Source organism: Microbacterium sp. Z10_103 (genome assembly GCF_058310455.1).
Map to the genome: position 1 here is coordinate 1,475,045 of NZ_JBZEGK010000001.1, position 16,752 is coordinate 1,491,796.

16 protein-coding genes are annotated in these 16,752 nt (G+C 68.6%); 4 read left to right on the forward strand and 12 right to left on the reverse strand.

Going from position 1 to position 16,752, the window contains the following annotated elements:
• The first annotated feature begins 87 nt into the window (after positions 1 to 87).
• Entirely contained in the window at positions 88 to 2,055 is a 1,968-nt protein-coding gene (locus tag AC4FS2_RS06925; RefSeq protein ID WP_491155632.1) for an alpha-1,4-glucan--maltose-1-phosphate maltosyltransferase, read from the forward strand.
• The gene (gene glgB, locus AC4FS2_RS06930; RefSeq protein ID WP_491152518.1) at positions 2,052 to 4,229 is read left to right on the forward strand and encodes a 1,4-alpha-glucan branching protein GlgB; all 2,178 of its coding nucleotides are present in this window, start codon (positions 2,052 to 2,054) and stop codon (positions 4,227 to 4,229) included. The genes AC4FS2_RS06925 and glgB overlap by 4 nt, the downstream gene beginning before the upstream one ends.
• 90 nt (positions 4,230 to 4,319) lie before the next feature.
• Here glgB and AC4FS2_RS06935 read toward each other — a convergent pair whose 3' ends face one another.
• Together AC4FS2_RS06935 and AC4FS2_RS06940 are read right to left on the reverse strand one after the other, a co-directional pair.
• Positions 4,320 to 5,297: a tetratricopeptide repeat protein gene (locus AC4FS2_RS06935; protein WP_491152517.1), complete on the reverse strand. Its 978-nt coding sequence runs from the start codon at positions 5,295 to 5,297 to the stop codon at positions 4,320 to 4,322.
• Positions 5,294 to 7,132 (reverse strand): DUF8094 domain-containing protein, encoded by a 1,839-nt coding sequence (locus tag AC4FS2_RS06940; RefSeq protein ID WP_491152515.1) that lies wholly within the window; start codon positions 7,130 to 7,132, stop codon positions 5,294 to 5,296. Before AC4FS2_RS06940 ends, AC4FS2_RS06935 begins: the two co-directional genes overlap by 4 nt.
• A gap of 181 nt (positions 7,133 to 7,313) precedes the next feature.
• Between AC4FS2_RS06940 and AC4FS2_RS06945 the strand changes: the two genes are divergently transcribed.
• Positions 7,314 to 8,381 (forward strand): AI-2E family transporter, encoded by a 1,068-nt coding sequence (locus AC4FS2_RS06945; protein WP_491152513.1) that lies wholly within the window; start codon positions 7,314 to 7,316, stop codon positions 8,379 to 8,381.
• A 4-nt stretch (positions 8,382 to 8,385) separates the two neighbouring features.
• On the opposite strand, the gene AC4FS2_RS06950 is transcribed toward AC4FS2_RS06945, so the two are convergent.
• The 9 genes from AC4FS2_RS06950 to rpsB all read right to left on the reverse strand — a co-directional run bounded on the left by AC4FS2_RS06950 (position 8,386) and on the right by rpsB (position 15,340).
• Positions 8,386 to 9,111 carry an alpha/beta hydrolase gene (locus AC4FS2_RS06950; RefSeq protein ID WP_491152511.1) on the reverse strand — a complete coding sequence of 242 codons (726 nt, stop codon included), beginning with the start codon at positions 9,109 to 9,111 and terminating at the stop codon, positions 8,386 to 8,388.
• 1 nt (position 9,112) lies between these two features.
• The gene (locus tag AC4FS2_RS06955; protein ID WP_491152510.1) at positions 9,113 to 9,397 is read right to left on the reverse strand and encodes an Rv1322 family protein; all 285 of its coding nucleotides are present in this window, start codon (positions 9,395 to 9,397) and stop codon (positions 9,113 to 9,115) included.
• A 3-nt stretch (positions 9,398 to 9,400) separates the two neighbouring features.
• Positions 9,401 to 10,126: an aggregation-promoting factor C-terminal-like domain-containing protein gene (locus AC4FS2_RS06960; protein ID WP_491152508.1), complete on the reverse strand. Its 726-nt coding sequence runs from the start codon at positions 10,124 to 10,126 to the stop codon at positions 9,401 to 9,403.
• Positions 10,127 to 10,204: 78 nt separating this feature from the next.
• Positions 10,205 to 10,852, reverse strand: coding sequence for a DivIVA domain-containing protein (locus AC4FS2_RS06965; protein ID WP_491152506.1), 648 nt, complete (start codon positions 10,850 to 10,852; stop codon positions 10,205 to 10,207).
• On the reverse strand, positions 10,849 to 11,901 hold the full coding sequence (locus AC4FS2_RS06970; protein ID WP_491152505.1) for a phosphatidate cytidylyltransferase: 1,053 nt from the start codon (positions 11,899 to 11,901) through the stop codon (positions 10,849 to 10,851). The genes AC4FS2_RS06965 and AC4FS2_RS06970 overlap by 4 nt, the downstream gene beginning before the upstream one ends.
• A gap of 4 nt (positions 11,902 to 11,905) precedes the next feature.
• Positions 11,906 to 12,460, reverse strand: a complete 555-nt coding sequence (gene frr / locus AC4FS2_RS06975; protein ID WP_491152503.1) for a ribosome recycling factor — start codon at positions 12,458 to 12,460, stop codon at positions 11,906 to 11,908.
• Positions 12,461 to 12,532: 72 nt separating this feature from the next.
• A complete protein-coding gene (gene pyrH, locus AC4FS2_RS06980) occupies positions 12,533 to 13,252 on the reverse strand; it encodes a UMP kinase (protein ID WP_491176810.1) in 720 nt (239 codons plus the stop codon).
• A 135-nt stretch (positions 13,253 to 13,387) separates the two neighbouring features.
• Positions 13,388 to 14,215, reverse strand: coding sequence for a translation elongation factor Ts (tsf, locus tag AC4FS2_RS06985; protein WP_491152500.1), 828 nt, complete (start codon positions 14,213 to 14,215; stop codon positions 13,388 to 13,390).
• 93 nt (positions 14,216 to 14,308) lie between these two features.
• On the reverse strand, positions 14,309 to 15,340 hold the full coding sequence (rpsB, locus tag AC4FS2_RS06990) for a 30S ribosomal protein S2 (protein WP_491152498.1): 1,032 nt from the start codon (positions 15,338 to 15,340) through the stop codon (positions 14,309 to 14,311).
• Positions 15,341 to 15,650: 310 nt separating this feature from the next.
• On the opposite strand from rpsB, the gene AC4FS2_RS06995 reads away from it, so the two are divergent.
• Positions 15,651 to 16,133, forward strand: coding sequence for a murein hydrolase activator EnvC family protein (locus AC4FS2_RS06995; RefSeq protein ID WP_491152496.1), 483 nt, complete (start codon positions 15,651 to 15,653; stop codon positions 16,131 to 16,133).
• 24 nt (positions 16,134 to 16,157) lie between these two features.
• Here AC4FS2_RS06995 and AC4FS2_RS07000 read toward each other — a convergent pair whose 3' ends face one another.
• Positions 16,158 to 16,727 (reverse strand): DUF3060 domain-containing protein, encoded by a 570-nt coding sequence (locus AC4FS2_RS07000; protein ID WP_491152494.1) that lies wholly within the window; start codon positions 16,725 to 16,727, stop codon positions 16,158 to 16,160.
• Positions 16,728 to 16,752 lie beyond the last annotated feature (25 nt).

A 16,752-nucleotide genomic window follows, 5' to 3' on the forward strand; every position in this document is an offset into this window, starting at 1 on the left:
ATCTCCCGTCCCTGGCGCAGCGGCACGACGATCCCCGTTCGCCCCGCAGCCAACACCGACTCCGAGACCGTGACGCCCCGCATCCCGATGGTTGCGCCGCGCCCCTCCGTGCCGGGCGGACGTTTCCGCCCCTCGGCATACGTCGAAGAGGCCGTACCGTTCACGGTCACGGCCTTCCGCGAGGGGCACGACCTCATCGGCGTGCACGTGCGGCTCTTCTCCCCCTCCGGGGACGAGTCGCTGCACCGTCTCTCCTCCCTCAACGACGGCCTGGACCGCTGGTCGACACTCGTGGTGCTGCTCGAGCAGGGGATCTGGCGATTCCGGTTCGAGACGTTCGCGGATGACTTCGCCACGTGGCAGCACGCCGCCGAAGTGAAGATCGCCGCCGGTGTGGACCCCGCCCTCATGCGCGAAGCAGGTGCCCTGCTGTTCGATCGCGCTGCCGCGGAAAAGAACCGCCCCCGGGCCGAGCGTGTCACCCTCCAGGCTGCGGCGACCACGTTGCGGGATGCCGCGCTCTCCGACGAAGCCGCGTTGGCGATCGTGACGGATCCGACGATCGCCGGTTACTTCGCCGAACGCCCCCTCGCGAGCCTGGGGTCGGCCGGAGACGAGCTCGAAGTGCTCGTCGAGCGACGGCGAGCCGGTGTCGGGTCCTGGTACGAGTTCTTCCCCCGTTCCGAAGGCGCCCGCCAGGCCAAGGACGGCACGATCACGTCGGGCACGTTCCGCACCGCCGCGCGGCGGTTGCCCGCCGTCGCGGCGATGGGCTTCGACGTGCTGTACCTGCCGCCCATCCACCCCATCGGGGAGACGAACCGCAAGGGCCGCAACAACACGCTCGATCCGCAGGCGGGCGATCCCGGTTCACCCTGGGCGATCGGGTCCGCCGCGGGCGGTCACGACGCCGTTCACCCTGATCTCGGCACGCTGGCGGATTTCCGCACGTTCGTGCGGGCGGCACGGGCGGACGGCATCGAAGTCGCCCTGGACCTCGCCCTTCAGGCCTCCCCCGACCACCCGTGGGTCACGGAGCATCCCGAGTGGTTCACGACCCTCCCGGACGGCTCGATCGCCTATGCGGAGAATCCGCCGAAGAAGTACCAGGACATCTATCCCGTCAATTTCGACAACGACCCGGAGGGCATCCGGGCGGAGGTCATCCGGATCGTCCGGCACTGGATCGCCCAGGGCGTGCAGATCTTCCGCGTCGACAACCCGCACACCAAGCCCCTCCAGTTCTGGGAATGGCTCATCGCCACCGTCAATGCGGAGCATCCGGACGTCGTCTTCCTCGCCGAAGCCTTCACGCGCCCTGCCCCTCTGCGGGGCCTGGGGATGGCGGGATTCCAGCAGAGTTACACCTACTTCACGTGGCGCAACACGAAGGAGGAGCTGGCGGAGTTCTTCACGTCGCTCGCGACCGAGACGGATGACTTCCTGCGGCCGAACCTGTTCGTGAACACCCCCGACATCCTCAGCGAGTACCTGCAGTTCGGCGGTCGTGCCGCCTACAAGGTGCGCGCTGCCCTCGCCGCCACCGCGGCGCCGACCTACGGCGTCTACGCCGGGTACGAACTCTTCGAGAACGTGGCGCGGCCCGGGTCCGAGGAGAACATCGACAACGAGAAGTACGAGTACAAGATCCGGGATTGGGAGGGCGCTGAGGAGCGCGGCGAGTCGCTGGCGCCGTACCTGCGGATGCTGAACGCCGCCCGTCGCTCGCACCCCGCGCTCGGGCAACTGCGGAACCTGTCCCTCCACTGGAGCGGGGATGACGCCATCCTCGTGTACTCCAAGCACCTCGACGCCGCGCTCTCACCGACGGGCGTGGCAGACACGATCATCGTGGTGGCCAACGTCGACCCTCACTCCATCCGGGAGACGACGGTGTTCCTCGACACGACCGTCTGGGGTGTCGAGCCGGGCACGCCGTACGAGGTCGAAGACCTCGTCACCGGCGCGGTGTGGACGTGGACCGATCGCAACTACGTGCGGCTGGACGCCTTCACCGAGCCGGTGCACATCTTGCACGTGAAGGAGATCCGATGACCGGTCAACACCTCGACGACGGCATCCTCGACGCCGTCGCCGCCGGAAACCACCACGATCCGCACGCCGTGCTCGGGGTGCACCCCGCCGACGACGGGACGTGGGTCATCCGCATCCGCCGCCCGCTGGCGACCACGGTGACCGCGAACCTCACCGGGGGCACCGCTGCGCGCTTCGAGCACCTCCGCGCGGGCATCTGGGAAGCGGTGACTCCCCGTCAGCCGCAGGACTACACCGTGACGGCGACCTACGACGACGGCAGCGAGTACACCGCCGACGACCCTTACCGTCATGTCCCGACCATCGGCGAGGTGGACCTCTATCTCATCGGGGAAGGGCGCCACGAGGAGCTGTGGCGCGTACTCGGCTCGCACGTACGCACACTCGACGGCTCTCCCGGCGTGGCCTTCGCGGTGTGGGCGCCGGACGCGCGCGCCGTCAGGGTCGTGGGAGACGTGAACGGATGGGATGGCCGCGGGCATGCCATGCGTTCCATGGGCGGCAGCGGCGTGTGGGAGCTGTTCGTCCCCGGCATGGCCGCCGGCGACGCGTACAAGTTCGAGATCCTCACTCGCCGCGGCGAGTGGATCCAGAAGGCCGACCCGATGGCCCGGTATGCCGAGAAGCCGCCGGCGACCGCATCCATCGTCACCGACTCCTCGTACACGTGGCAGGACGACACATGGATGACCAAGCGGGCGCGTACCTCGCCGCTGTCCTCACCGATGTCGATCTACGAGATCCATCTGGCCTCCTGGCGCCCCGGGCTCTCCTACCGCGACGCGGCCGATCCGCTCGTCGAGTACGTGACCGCGCAGGGCTTCACGCACGTGGAGTTCCTCCCGCTGGCGGAGCACCCCTTCGGCGGCTCCTGGGGATACCAGGTCACCGGGTACTACGCCCCCACGAGCCGGTTCGGCGAGCCCGACGATCTGCGATACCTCATCGACCGACTCCACCAGGCCGGCATCGGCGTGATCATGGACTGGGTCCCCGGCCACTTTCCCAAGGACGCGTTCGCGCTCGCCCGCTTCGATGGCGAACCCCTGTACGAGCACCCCGACCCCCGCCGTGGCGAGCACAAGGACTGGGGCACGCTCATCTTCGACTACGGGCGCAACGAGGTGCGCAACTTCCTCGTCGCGAACGCGCTCTACTGGCTGGAAGAGTTCCACGTCGACGGCCTGCGCGTGGATGCGGTGGCCTCGATGCTGTATCTCGACTACTCGCGCCAGGACGGCGAATGGGTACCGAACCAGTACGGCGGCCGGGAGAACCTCGAGGCGATCCGGTTCCTCAAGGAGGTGAACGGGACCGCCTATAAGCGGTACCCCGGCATCGCCATCATTGCCGAGGAATCCACGAGCTTCCCCGGGGTCACCGCCTCCACCGACGCCGCGGGCCTGGGCTTCGGCATGAAGTGGAACATGGGCTGGATGAACGACTCGCTGCAATACATCGCACGCGACCCGCTTCACCGTAGCCACCACGAGGGCGAACTGTCGTTCTCGTTCGTCTACGCGTTCAGCGAGAAGTTCATCCTCCCCATCAGCCACGACGAGGTCGTGCACGGCAAGGGAAGCCTGTTCGGCCGCATGCCGGGCGATCACTGGCAGAAGCTCGCGAACATGCGGGCGTTCCTCGCCTACATGTGGGGTCATCCGGGCAAGCAGCTGCTGTTCATGGGTCAGGAATTCGGCCAGATGTCGGAGTGGGCGGAGGCGCGGAGCCTCGACTGGTGGACCCTGGAGCAGCCGTCGCACGCGCAACTGCACGACTTCGTCGCGGTGCTGAACCGGGTCTACGTCGAGCAGGCGCCGCTGTGGTCCCGCGACTCCGATGGAGCGGCCTTCACGCGGCTCGGCGCCCCGTCGTGGAACCCGAACGTGCTCGCCTTCGCACGCCGGGACTGGCACGGCAACACCATCGCGGTGGTGTGCAACTTCTCCGGCGCACCGATCTCAGGCTTCGAGCTGACCCTTCCCGAGCACGGCGTGTGGCAGGAGATCCTGAACACGGACGCCGCCGCGTACGGCGGCTCCGGCGTCGGAAACCTCGGAGTGGTGCACGCCGACGAGAACGGTCACGCCGTCTTCACGCTCCCGCCCCTGGGAGTGCTGTGGCTCCATCACCGTAAGGACGCCGCGCGCCTCCCCGCCCCCGGCAAGGGCTGACGCCCCGAGACCGCGAGACTCCATCTCCGCCACCAGACTGCCGCCGTTGGACGCGGTTTCGTGGCGGGGATGGAGTCTCGGTGCCGTGTCTCAGAAGAGGAGCGAAGCGAGGCGCCCGCGGGCGCGGATGACGCGTGGGTCTGCGTCGCCGATGAGGCCGAAGAGCTCGAGAAGCCGTTCGCGCACCGGCGGCCGCGTGTCATCGGGCAGCGCGGCGAAGAGGTCGAGGAGACGGTCGAAGGCGTCCTCGACGTGACCACCGGCCAGGTCGAGGTCGGCGACGACGAACTGCGCCTCCACGTCCGTGGGGTCCGCCGCGGCCGCCGCTCGTGCCGCCTGCAGGTCGGCCCCCTGGATCCGGGCGAGAAGGCGCACCTGACCGAGGCCGGCCTGAGCATCCTCGTCGCGCGGGTTCTCCGCCAGCGCCTGCTCGTACGCCGCTATGGCCCGGGCGTAGTCACCGCTCTCGATCGCCTCGAACGCCTCTGCGTGGAGCGGTGGCATCGGCGCCTCGACGGGCTCGTCCGAGGGCTCCACGGCCTCCACGCCGACGGTGCCCGTCACCCCGTTCTGCGCCGCCAGCTGAAGCAGCTGCGCGAAAACCTCCCGCACCTGCTGCTCGGGCACCGCTCCGGTGAACAGCGGGACAGGCTGTCCGCCCACCAGCGCGACGACCATCGGGATGGACTGGGCACGGAACCCCTGCGCGAGCTGCGGGTTGGCGTCGACGTCGACCTTCGCCAGGACCATACGGCCGCCGTACTCGAGCACGACCTTTTCGAGGATCGGGCTGAGCTGTTTGCACGGTCCGCACCACTCGGCCCACAGGTCGACGACCACCGGCACGGTGCGGGACAGCTCGAGCACCTGCCCGAAGGTCGCGTCCGTGACGTCCACCACGAGGGACGGCACCGACGCGGCATCGGTCGCGGGCGCCCCTGCGCCGGCGACGGGCTGTCCCGCGACGGGCTGTCCGGGTCCGGCCGCGGGCGGCGCCTGCGGGCGGTTCCGTAGGGCGGACAGATCGACAGCGCCGCGCAGGACGGAGCCGGGCTGAGGAGTGCTCACTCGATCACCTTCGCTTCCAGGATGTTGGAACGGTAGCCGAGGAGGCGGATCGGTTCATTGGTCCCCTCCAACGGCACATAGAAGAACAGCTGGTCGCCGTAGGTCGTGGTGAACCCCGTCGCGGACTGCTCGACACCCGTCAGCGCGCGCGCGGCGGGATTGTCGGGCAGCCGGATGACCGCGTCGGGATTCGTCGGCTTGACGGTGTCGGTCTCGTGGATATCGACGGCGACGATGGCGCCGCCGTCGACAGTGGTCAATGCCATGGGGGCGGATGTGCCGGGAACGGCCAGGAATTCCAGCGTCGACGTGTTCGCGCCGGTCTGATTGAGCTGATCCAGACGGCTCTGCTGGCTCTGCTTGATGTTCGCCAGGAGAAGGTCGCCCGCGGTGTCGAAGTCGCCCCAGTACGCGCTGTTCTCGCCGTTGTTGATGAGGTCCGCATACGCTCCGGCGAGTTCATCCGGCCGCAGGCGCAGGAACGGCGAGTCAGGGGGTGCCAGCGCCGCCCCGACGTACTCGGCGGGAAGATTCGGAAGCAGCGTCGCTGCCTCGAGGCTCGCGATGAAGCTCGCCTTGTACTCCGACCACGGATCGGCCTGGGTCATCAGCATGATGGTCGGCGCGACGGTCGAGTCGGCCGGGTCCTCCACCACCGTCATGAACGAGCGGGGCCATGCGTCGAACGCCTGCGGCAACACGATCTCGACGGGGCGGTCGGGAATCCCCGGCAGGTCGGTCTGCTCGGGCAGCTGAGCGCGGAGGGTGTAGTTCGTCTGCCGCTCCGCCAGAGCAGCTCCCTCCAGGCGCGCGCCGGCGAGCGCGGGATCCATGGCCGCATCGGCCTCCGCGACCGTCGTCGAGACGCGCGTCAGAATGCGCTCTGCCTGCGTTTTCGTGACCGCCGGGGACTGCTGCCCGTCCGGGACGATGACGGACTCCGACGGCGAGGGAGTCGGACTCGGAGAGAGATCGGGCCACGCGTCGGCGGAGCATCCGGCGAACAGCACCGCCGACACCGCCACGGCGGGAATGACGATGAAGGACCGGCGGCCGGACACGGCGCGGCGCCGCCCCGCGCTGATGACTCCCTTGTCGGGGTCCTCCACGGCAAGGTCGATGGGCTCGGTCGGCGGCATCGGGAGGCCCTTGCGGCGTGGGCCGCGAGAACGGCGGACATGACGGATGCCGAGGAGATACAGGACCACGCCGACGACGAGCACGACGCTGCCGCCGACGATGAGGGGTCCGGCCCAGGGGGTGCTGCGGTCAACGGGCCACATCACGGCGATCTCGGAAGGAGCGGGCGCCGTCCCGTCGGTTGCCAGCAGAACGCTCATCGTCTCCGGCAGCTGAAGCGGAGTGGAAAGGCGTCCCTCCTGCTGGAACTCGTCGAGCCACAAATCGGAGCCGACGGGCGAACGTCCCACGGTGCTCGCGGAAGCGTCGTCGGTCGGCGCCGGGTCAGTGGCCGGGTCCGGGGCAGCTGTCTCGTCGACGCTTTCCTCTGCCGCCGGCTCGATGACTTCGGTTTCCATCTGGCCGTCATCACCGACGGTCACATGGTTGTACGGCACGTCGGAAAGCCACGCCTGCACGTCGGGGGTGCGGCCGTAGGCCGCGAATACGGTGCCGTCACCCTCCGCGGTCAGCGTCTGCGCTCCGGAGAACAGATTGAGTACCTCGCCGTCGACGAGGGTGTACGGCAGGTCCTCACCGGCGGGAAGCGGTGTGCTTTCAGCGGGTGCGGGCTCGAAGACGGTGCGCTGTGCGATCCCCGCGCCGATCATGAGCGCGGCGAGGATGAACGCCGCGACAGCCCAAACAAAACGCACGAAATTCAAACCTTCCCGATGGTGGTCCTTCGGGTCGGACCACGCATACGACATTTCAGACTAGTGGCAACGACCTGAAAGTTGCCCAGGAGGGAGTCCCTGCCGCGCTGGATGGTGCCGAATGCGTATCCTGGCGGAACAAGGCGCGGCCAGTGGCCGGCCGCCGCCCGACAGGAGACCCGTGAAGATCTATAACCCGTTCCGCGTCGCGCTCGTTGCCACGCTCGGCGTCGGCGTCGGAATTCTGCTCCTCAACAGTGTGCAGACGCTCTCGACGATCCTCCTCTACGTCGGTACGGCCCTGTTCCTCTCGTTGGGCCTGGATCCGGTCATTTCGTGGCTGGAACGGCGGAAGCTCCCTCGGTGGGCGGCGGTCCTGGTGACGATCCTCGGAGTCCTGGGAATCTTCGCCGGCATCATCCTGACCATCGTGCCGGTCATCGTCGACCAGATCGCGCAGCTGATCGCGAGGATCGAAGCCACCACCCAGTCGTTCGACTGGGAGGACGCGCTGCCGATCGCTCGCGAATGGGCGCAGTCGGTCTTCCCCGCGCTGGACGTCGACGTCGTGTGGGGGTACATCGAGGACTGGTGGGGCTCGCTGGACTTCGGCGAGATCTCCAGCAATGTCGGGAGCGGCATCCTGGCCGTGGGCGGGGCCGTCGTGGCGGGATTGGGCGGCGCGTTCATCGTGCTCATCCTGACGATCTACTTCACGGCGTCCACGCCGTCGCTCAAGGCAGCGGTGTACCAGCTGGTTCCTGCGTCCAAGCGTGCGCGCTTCATCGATCTCGCGGAGCAGATCACCGACTCTGTCGGCTACTACGTCATCGGTCAGGCCAGCCTCGGCGTGATCAACGGCGTCCTGAGCGCCATTCTCCTCACGATCATCGGGGCACCGTTCCCCGCCGTGCTCGCGGTGATCGCCTTCTTCTTCTCCCTCATTCCGCTGGTCGGAACTCTGACCGGGTCTACGCTCATCGTCCTCACGTGCCTCGGACTCAGCTCGCCCACCACCGCGCTGATCGCAGCGATCTACTACCTGATCTACATGCAGATCGAGGCGTATATCGTGTCGCCCCGGATCATGAACCGTGCGGTCGCGATCCCCGGCGCTGTCGTGGTCATCGCCGCCCTCGCCGGCGGCTCCCTGCTCGGGCTCCTGGGCGCACTCGTCGCGATCCCGGTCGCGGCGAGCATCCTGATCATCTACCGCCAGGTGATCATCCCGCGCCAGAACGAGCGCTGACGCATCATTCCTGTGCGACCGGTCCGTCCCACGTGTCCGGGAGCGGGAGGGCGCCCGGGTTGACGACTCGGACGATCTCGGTCAGCACTCGCCGCGTCTGGCTCTCCCCCACCCAGAGGTGCTTGCCGTCCTCGATCGGGATGAGGCGGGCGGCGGGTACGGAGGCGAAACGCTCGGCGGCCTCGGCAGGCCGAAGGTAGTCGTCGAACTCGGGAACGATGACCACCAGGCGGCGGTCACCGTCATTCCACGCGGCGACCTCGTCGGCGCTCGTGCGGTGCAGCGGTGGCGACAGGAGGATGGCGCCTTCCACGTCGTGCTCCCGGCCGTACTTCAGAGCCAGCTCGGTGCCGAAGGACCACCCGAGGAGCCACGGATGCGGCAGCCCGCGGTCGGCGGCGAACTGGACGGCCGCTGCCACGTCGTAGCGTTCGCCCTCCCCGCCGTCGAACGCGCCCTCGCTCGTCCCGCGCGGGGAGGTCGTGCCGCGGGTGTTGAACCGGAGCACGGCGAGGTCGGCCAGAGCGGGCAGCCTGGCTGCGGCTTTCCGGAGAATGTGAGAGTCCATGAACCCGCCGGCGGTGGGCAGGGGGTGCAGGGTCACGAGGGTGGCGACCGGGTCGCGGTCCTGGGGAAGGGCGAGCTCGCCGACGAGGGTGAGCCCGTCCTCGGTGTGCAGCTCGATGTCTTCCCGCCGTGCGGGCAGGGCAAGCGGTCCGCGGATTTCCATGTCAGCTGATCCTCCAGCAGTGGCTGTGCCAGTGTCGACGGCCGGCCAGGTCGGCCGCGTCGCCGAGGACGCCGTCGGCACGCCACACGACGACGTGGGCTGTCCCTGGCTCGATGGTCTTGCCGCATCCCGGGCATACGTATGCCTTCTGCGCCGACGTCGCCGACACCGGCTGGACCGTCCATGCGACGCCGCGGCGGGTCTCCGTGCGCTTCCACCCGGCGATCAGGCGGGCAAGTGAGTCATCGCCCGCCGGCTCGGGGCGCCGACGATGGGACCGCGGCACCGGTCAGTACCAACCGCGGCTTTGGGAGCTCCCCCACGCACCGCAAGGGTCGCCGTAGCGGCTGCCGATGTATCCGAGTCCCCACGCGATCTGCGTCGCGGGATTGGTCTCCCAGTCCGCTCCGGCGCTGGCCATCTTGCTGCCCGGCAGCGCCTGCGGGATGCCGTACGCCCCGCTGGAGGCGTTGTAGGCGTTGACTCGCCAGCCGGACTCCTTCTGCCACAGAGCACGCAGGCACGCGAACTGGTCGTCGCCCCACCCCCGTGCCAGGACCATCTCGTAGGCGACCGCCTGCGCGGTTCCGGGGTCGGGTGCGACGAACGGGGGGCGCCACCCCGAGCCGGAGGAAGAGGCCGACGCTGCCGGACGCGCGGTGGGGGTCGGCGTGGGTTTCGGCGTGACGTACACCGAGTAGCTGCTGCGCTGGAGGGATGCCGTCGTGACCGCTTCGGCAGAAAGCGTGTACGTCTGCATGTCGGCCAGGGCGCTCTCATACAGCGACACACGGTCGGCATCGGCCTCAGCGAGGGCTGCGCCGGTGGGTCCCACGTATGCGGCGACGAAGCCGAGCACGGAGAGGCCCGCGAACACGGCGAGAACGCCGCGACGGCGCGACCACCGCGGTGCGCGCCGCGGTGTGACGGGAGCCGGAACGACGTCGACGCCTGCCGGCCCCCGGCGGACGATCCGTCCGGACGTGGCGCGCGTGATCTCGGTGCCGGGGGTCACAATGCGCTCGATTCTAGCCGCCTGCCGAGAGGCGTGCCATCCGTGGCACGGCGATCGCGGCGACCGGACCGGCCGGGATCATCCGACGGCGAGCATCACTTCCACGACGGCATCGAGCACCGCATCGACCTGTGCCTCGCGGTACCCGCCGCGTTGCATGCGGAACGCCACAGCCCGCACTTGCTCCACCGTCACCGGCTCCCCCACGGCAAGATACCGCGCGAGCTTGTCGGTGACGAGATCGACCTCGTCCACGCGGTACCCGTACCGCAAGACGCTCACCCGGTCGAAACGTCGCCCCTTCGGACGGAGCAGCCGATCGAGGACGACCTGGGCGACGTCGCGTGATTCCGCCACCCACGCCCGGGCGCCCCGCCTGCTCATGGCTCGTTCACGCTCGCGGGCGGCGAAGGCATCCTCGATACGTCCCAGCGCCGCGTCGACTGCGGCGATCGCATAGCCCTGGCGGACCAGCGGAAACGCGGCGGCGCGTACCTCCGCGGAACGGAGGGCGTCGTCATCGTCGTCAGACTCGAAGGCCGCCCGCGCCTGAGCCAGGAATGCGTCGACGGCTCGTTTCTCGTACCCCTTCCCGCGCCGGGGGGCTTCGGGAAACGGCGTGGCGCCGGAAGTCGCGGCGTCCGAGCGCTCGATCCGGGGATCCTCCGCTTCGGCGGGCTCGGTGCGGGAATGCTCGGCGCTCGGGTGTTCGGTGTCTATCGTCATGTCACCGCCAGGGGGGTCAGGAGGTAGTACAGCGCGAGCGCGGCCGTCGCCGAGGGCAGGATGGAATCAAGCCGGTCCAGGACGCCGCCGTGACCGGGCAGCCACGAGCTCATGTCCTTGATCCCCAGGTCGCGTTTGATCATCGACTCGCCGAGATCGCCCGCAGTGGCGGTACCGAGGATGACCGCGCCGAAGATCAGTCCCGCCCACCAGGGCAGTTCGAGCATGTACAGCGCCAACACGACCCCGGCGGCCAGAGCGGCCACCGCCGAACCGGCGAAGCCCTCCCAGGTCTTCTTGGGGCTGATCCGCGGTGCCATGAGGTGCCGCCCGCTACGGCCGAAGGTCAGCCCGGAGGCATAGGCCCCGGTGTCGGCGACGACCGTCACGATGATGAAGGCGAGAACCCACCACTCGCCGCGGTCCTGGCTCAGCAACACCAGCGCGAGGCTCGCGAGGACCGGCACGTACAGCTGCACGAAGGACGAGATGAGGACGTCCGAGAGCACGGCCCCGTAGGTACGTCCGTCGCGCCGGAACATCTGGCCGAGGAGGCGCCACACCACCACGACAGCGACCGCCGAGATCGTGGCCACCCAGTGCAGCCACAGCGTCGCGAAGTAGCCGGACACGAGCAGCAACGTTCCGGCGATCAGTTGCGGGACCAGGTCGATCCGGCGGCCGGAGGCCTGGAGTGCACGGGTGAGCTCGAACGTGCCGAGGATGATGGCCGCGATCGCGAAGAGGAGGAAGATCCACTTGTAGAAGAGCAGTGAAGCCATGACCGCGGCGCCGATGGCGAGACCGATCACGATGGCCAGCAGCAGGTTGCGGCCGGTGCGCTGCGTGATGCGCGCGTTCGCCTCTTCGAACTCGGCACGCGCGTGCGCGACCTGGCTCTCGAACTCGGAGCGTGCTGCGCGGATGCGTGGCTGGAGGCCGTCACCGACATCGGCGGCGCTCTGCGCACGCCGCGCGCGGGCGGCCTCGCGTCGCGAGAGCGGCGCGTCGAGCGGTGACGCGCTGTCCGGGCCGGATGGATCGGTCATGGGGCTAGACCTCGAGGAGCTCTGCCTCTTTGCGCTTGAGCGCCTCGTCGATCGCGTCGACGTGCGCCTTGGTCAACGCGTCCAGCTCCTTCTCGGCACGACCGAGCTCATCCTCACCGACGTCGCTCTTCAGAGCGTCGAGCTCGTCCTTGGACTTCCGGCGGATGCCGCGGACGTGTACCTTCGCGTCCTCACCCTTGGACCGCACGATTTTGACGAACTCCTTGCGCCGCTCAGCGGTCAGCTCGGGCATGGTGATGCGCACGAGAGTGCCATCGTTCGTGGGGTTCGCACCGAGATTGGGCATGTCGCGGATGGCCGACTCGATCGCCTTCAGCGCGGACTTGTCGTAGGGCGTCACCACGAGTGTGCGCGCCTCGAGCGCGTTCACGGACGCGAGCTGCGCGAGCGGCGTGGGCGAACCGTAGTAATCGACCAACACCTTCTGGAAGAGCTGGGGGTTCGCGCGCCCGGTGCGAACGGTGGCAAAGTCCTCCTTGGCCGCTTCCACGGCGCGGTCCATGCGCGTTTCGGCGTCGGCCAGAACATCGGCGATCACGGGGACTCCATTCGTTGGGCTCGACGTCCCAGTCTAGACAGGCGCACGCCATCCGGCAGGCGCACGACGCGCTCAGGCCGTGACGAGCGTTCCGATCGATTCGCCCAGGAGAGCACGCGTCACGTTGCCCTCCGGCTCCATGCCGAACACGCGCATGTCCATGCCGTTGTCCATGCAGAGGCTGAACGCCGTCGAATCGACGACCTTGAGCCCCCGCTGGAGAGCGTCCATGTACGTGATGCTGTCGATCCGCGTGGCTGTGGCGTCCTTGCGCGGATCGGCGGTGTAGACGCCGTCCACACCGTTCTTGGCGACGAGCACCTCGATCGCGCCGATTTCCAGGGCACGCTGGGCGGCCACGGTATCGGTGGAGAAGTAGGGCAGGCCGGCACCGGCGCCGAAGATGACGACGCGGCCCTTTTCCAGGTGGCGTTCGGCACGGCGCGGGATGTAGGGCTCGGCGACCTGGGTCATCGAGATGGCGGACTGCACGCGCGTGGCGGCCCCGGCCTGCTCGAGGAAGTCTTGCAGGGCAAGCGCGTTCATCACCGTGCCGAGCATTCCCATGTAGTCGGCCCGGCCGCGGTCCATGCCGCGCTGGCTCAACTCCGCGCCCCGGAAGAAGTTGCCCCCTCCGACGACGACGGCGATCTCGATGCGGTCCACCGCGGCGGCGATCTCCCGAGCCATCTGGCTCACGACGTCAGGGTTGACACCCAACTGGCCCCCGCCGAATGCCTCGCCCGACAGTTTCAGTAGAACGCGGCGGCGCCCGGTTGCTTCATCGATCACGTGTGATCCCTCTCGTCGGATACAACCTATCCCCCTCCGCCGTGGACAGACTGAAGGGCCCGGGATGCGGTGCATCCCGGGCCCTTGATCCGGTCCCCGACCCTGCGGGCTTCCGGTGCGTGATCCCGTCGAAGGCTACGCGCCGACCTTGAAACGCGCGAAATCGGTGATCGTGAGACCCGCGTTCTTCGCGACCTGAGCAACCGAGAGCTTGTTGTCCCGCGCGAAGTCCTGATCGAGGAGGACGACCTGCTTGAAGAACGCGTTCACGCGCCCTTCGACGATCTTGGGGAGAGCGGCCTCCGGCTTGCCCTCGTTGCGAGAGATCTCCGTGACGATCTCGCGCTCCTTGTCGACGTCGGCCTCCGGCACGTCCTCGCGCGACAGGTACGTCGGGTTGGCGAAGGAGATGTGCTGGGCGATGCTCCGGGCGGCCTCAGCGTCCTCGCCGGTGTAGGCGAGCACCACGCCGACCTGCGGGGGCAGGTCCTTGCTGGTCTTGTGCAGGTACACCGAGAAGTGCTCACCGCTCAGGGTGCGAACGCGACGCAGCTCGACCTTCTCGCCGATGATCGCAGCCTCGTCCGAGATGAGCTGGTCCACCGTCACGTCGCCCGCGCGGGCAGCGAGAGCAGCCTCGGCGGAGTCGGCGGACGCGGCGACCGCCGCCTCGAGGACCTTCTCTGCCAGTGCGATGAAACGCTCGTTCTTCGCCACGAAGTCGGTCTCGCACGCGAGCTCGATCAGCGTGGCCTTCCCGTCCTGCTCGCGGGCGGTGATCAGTCCTTCGCTGGTGGACCGGTCGGCACGCTTGGCGTTGCCCTTTGCGCCCTTCAGGCGCAGGATCTCGACGGCCTTCTCGACGTTTCCGTCGGCCTCTTCGAGCGCCTTCTTGGTGTCGACCATGCCGGTGCCGAGCTGCTCGCGCAGCGCCTTGATGTCAGCGATCGTGAAGTTTGCCATATGTCGGCTCCTTGTTCTGAAAGTTCTGGAAGGAAGCGTCGGCGAGGTCGTTCGGGACGACCTCGCCGACGAGAAATTCGTTCGTGCGGACTCTTACTTGTCGGCAGCCTCAGGCTCGGCGTCGGCGACCTCTTCGGTGCTCTCTGCAGCCTCGGGCTCGGCCGCGGCGACCTCTTCGGTGCTCTCGGCAGACTCAGCGGCGATGACCTCGTCGTGAGCGGCCGCGCCCTCGGCGTCGGCGTCCGACTCGGTCGCTGCTTCACCCTCGATGGCCTGCTCGTCGGCGATGAGCTCATCTGCCTCAGCAGCAGCCTCGGCGACGTCGGCGACCTTCTCGGTCTCGGCGGACGACTGGGCCGGCGCACCCTGCTCGAGCAGCTCGCGCTCCCACTCGGTCAGCGGCTCGGCGACCTCAGCGGTCTCGCCGGCGGGCTGGTGACGCTGGATGAGGCCTTCCGCAGCGGCGTCGGCGATGATGCGGGTCAGCAGGCCGACCGAGCGGATCGCGTCGTCGTTGCCGGGAATCGGGTACTGGAACTCGTCGGGGTCGGCGTTGGTGTCGAGGATACCGATCACGGGGATGCCGAGCTTCTTGGCCTCGTCGACAGCGAGGTGCTCGCGCTTCGCGTCGACGACCCAGATCGCCGAGGGGGTCTTCTGCAGGTTGCGGATACCGCCCAGGGACTTGTGCAGCTTGTCGAGCTCGCGCTTCTTGAGCAGCAGCTCCTTCTTGGTGAAGCCGCTGTTGGCGGGGGTCTCGTAGTCGAGCTCCTCGAGCTCCTTCATGCGGGCCAGACGCTTGGAGATGGTCTGGAAGTTGGTGAGAAGACCACCGAGCCAGCGCTGGTTGACGAAGGGCTGCCCGACGCGCGTCGCCTGCTCGGCGAGCACTTCCTGCGCCTGCTTCTTCGTGCCGACGAAGAGGATCGTGCCGCCGTGGGCCACCGTCTCCTTGACGAACTCGTACGCCTTGTCGATGTACGACAGCGACTGCTGCAGGTCGATGATGTGGATACCGCTGCGCTCGGTGAGGATGAAGCGCTTCACTTTCGGGTTCCACCGGCGGGTCTGGTGTCCGAAGTGGACGCCGCTGTCGAGCAGCTGGCGAATGGTGACGACGGCCATGGCCGTTCTCCTTCTTTGGGCGCGTGCGCGCCTGGTTGCGGTTGTTTCGCGCCTACCCGGTCGGGCGGCGAGCCTGGTGTCCGGCGGGCATCCGCTCCCGTGCGATTGCTCGGGAGACCGGTGGATGCGAGATGCCACGCGTGCGGTTCGGAGGAATCGCGGTGCGCTATGGACACGCGGAGTCACCCCGGCGGACGGGGTGCCCTCCTACTGTACCAGCCACGCCTCCCCAGGCGGCTTGCCGCTGCAGTCCATCCACCCATCGCCGCTGGACGCCGCCACCCAGGCCCTCGGGAGGAAAGCTGGAGCGATGTCGCATCCTCTCCGCTTCGCCGTCGCCATGGCCGTCGCGTTCGTCGGGATCGTTGCGCCGGGATCACCGACGCCGGCGGACACCTCGTGGACATGGCCGGTGACTCCCGTGCAGGTCAGCCGGCCGTTCGCGGCGCCCGCGACTCCTTACGGCGCCGGGCACCGCGGCGTCGACCTCGCCGCAGTGGGCGCTGTGCGCTCACCCGCGGACGGAGTCGTGGCGTTCGCTGGAGCCGTCGTCGACCGCGGTGTGCTCACGATCGATCACGGGGGCGGGCTGGTGACCACGTTCGAGCCCGTGGAGACGACTCTTCGATCTGGGGATGTCGTCGCCGGAGGGCAGGACGTGGCGGACGTGGCGGCGGGAGGGCACGCGGAGCCGGCCACGGTGCACTTCGGCGTGCGCCTGAACGGCGACTACATCAATCCGCTGCTGCTCCTGGGCGGTGTCCCCCGCGCGGTGCTGCTGCCCTGCTGTTGACCGTGCGGCAGAGGCCGCTCGAGGTCATCCGATCACGTTGCGCGCGCCCTCGTCGGATGCGGCGCCGCTGTCATCCATCCCGCGCACCGTGTTGTCGTTGCCCTGAACGGTGACGTTGTCGATGGAGTCGGTGGCCGTGACCGAGTTGCGGTCGCCGCGGACGACGAGGACGTCGATCTCGTCGGCGGTGACGGTGTCCTCGTTGCCCTGAACCGTCACCGAGTCCGCATCATCCAGGGCCACCGTCAGGCGATCCCCCGCCAGCGTCACGATGTCCACGTCGGCCGTGGTCAGATCCACGTGGAGGTCGTTCCCCTGAATCTGCACATCGGGGCAGTCGCCCGCCAGGACGAGAGACGGAGAGTCCGCCGTGAGGGTCACCGGCGAGCCTGCGCAGTTCTGCGCGACGCCGGGAGCGAGGGGGGCGGCGGATGACTCCGCCGTCGGAGCGGCGCTCGCAGACGTCGAGGGAACCGGACGCGCCCCGTCGCTGGGCAGACGCGTGACCGCCGGCCCCGACGGCGAAGCGGAGCACCCGACGAGCATCGCGGCCGACAGCGCGACCGCTGCCAGACCCGCCTGTCGCTTGCGCATGGTGTACACGCTACGCCTCGTCGGC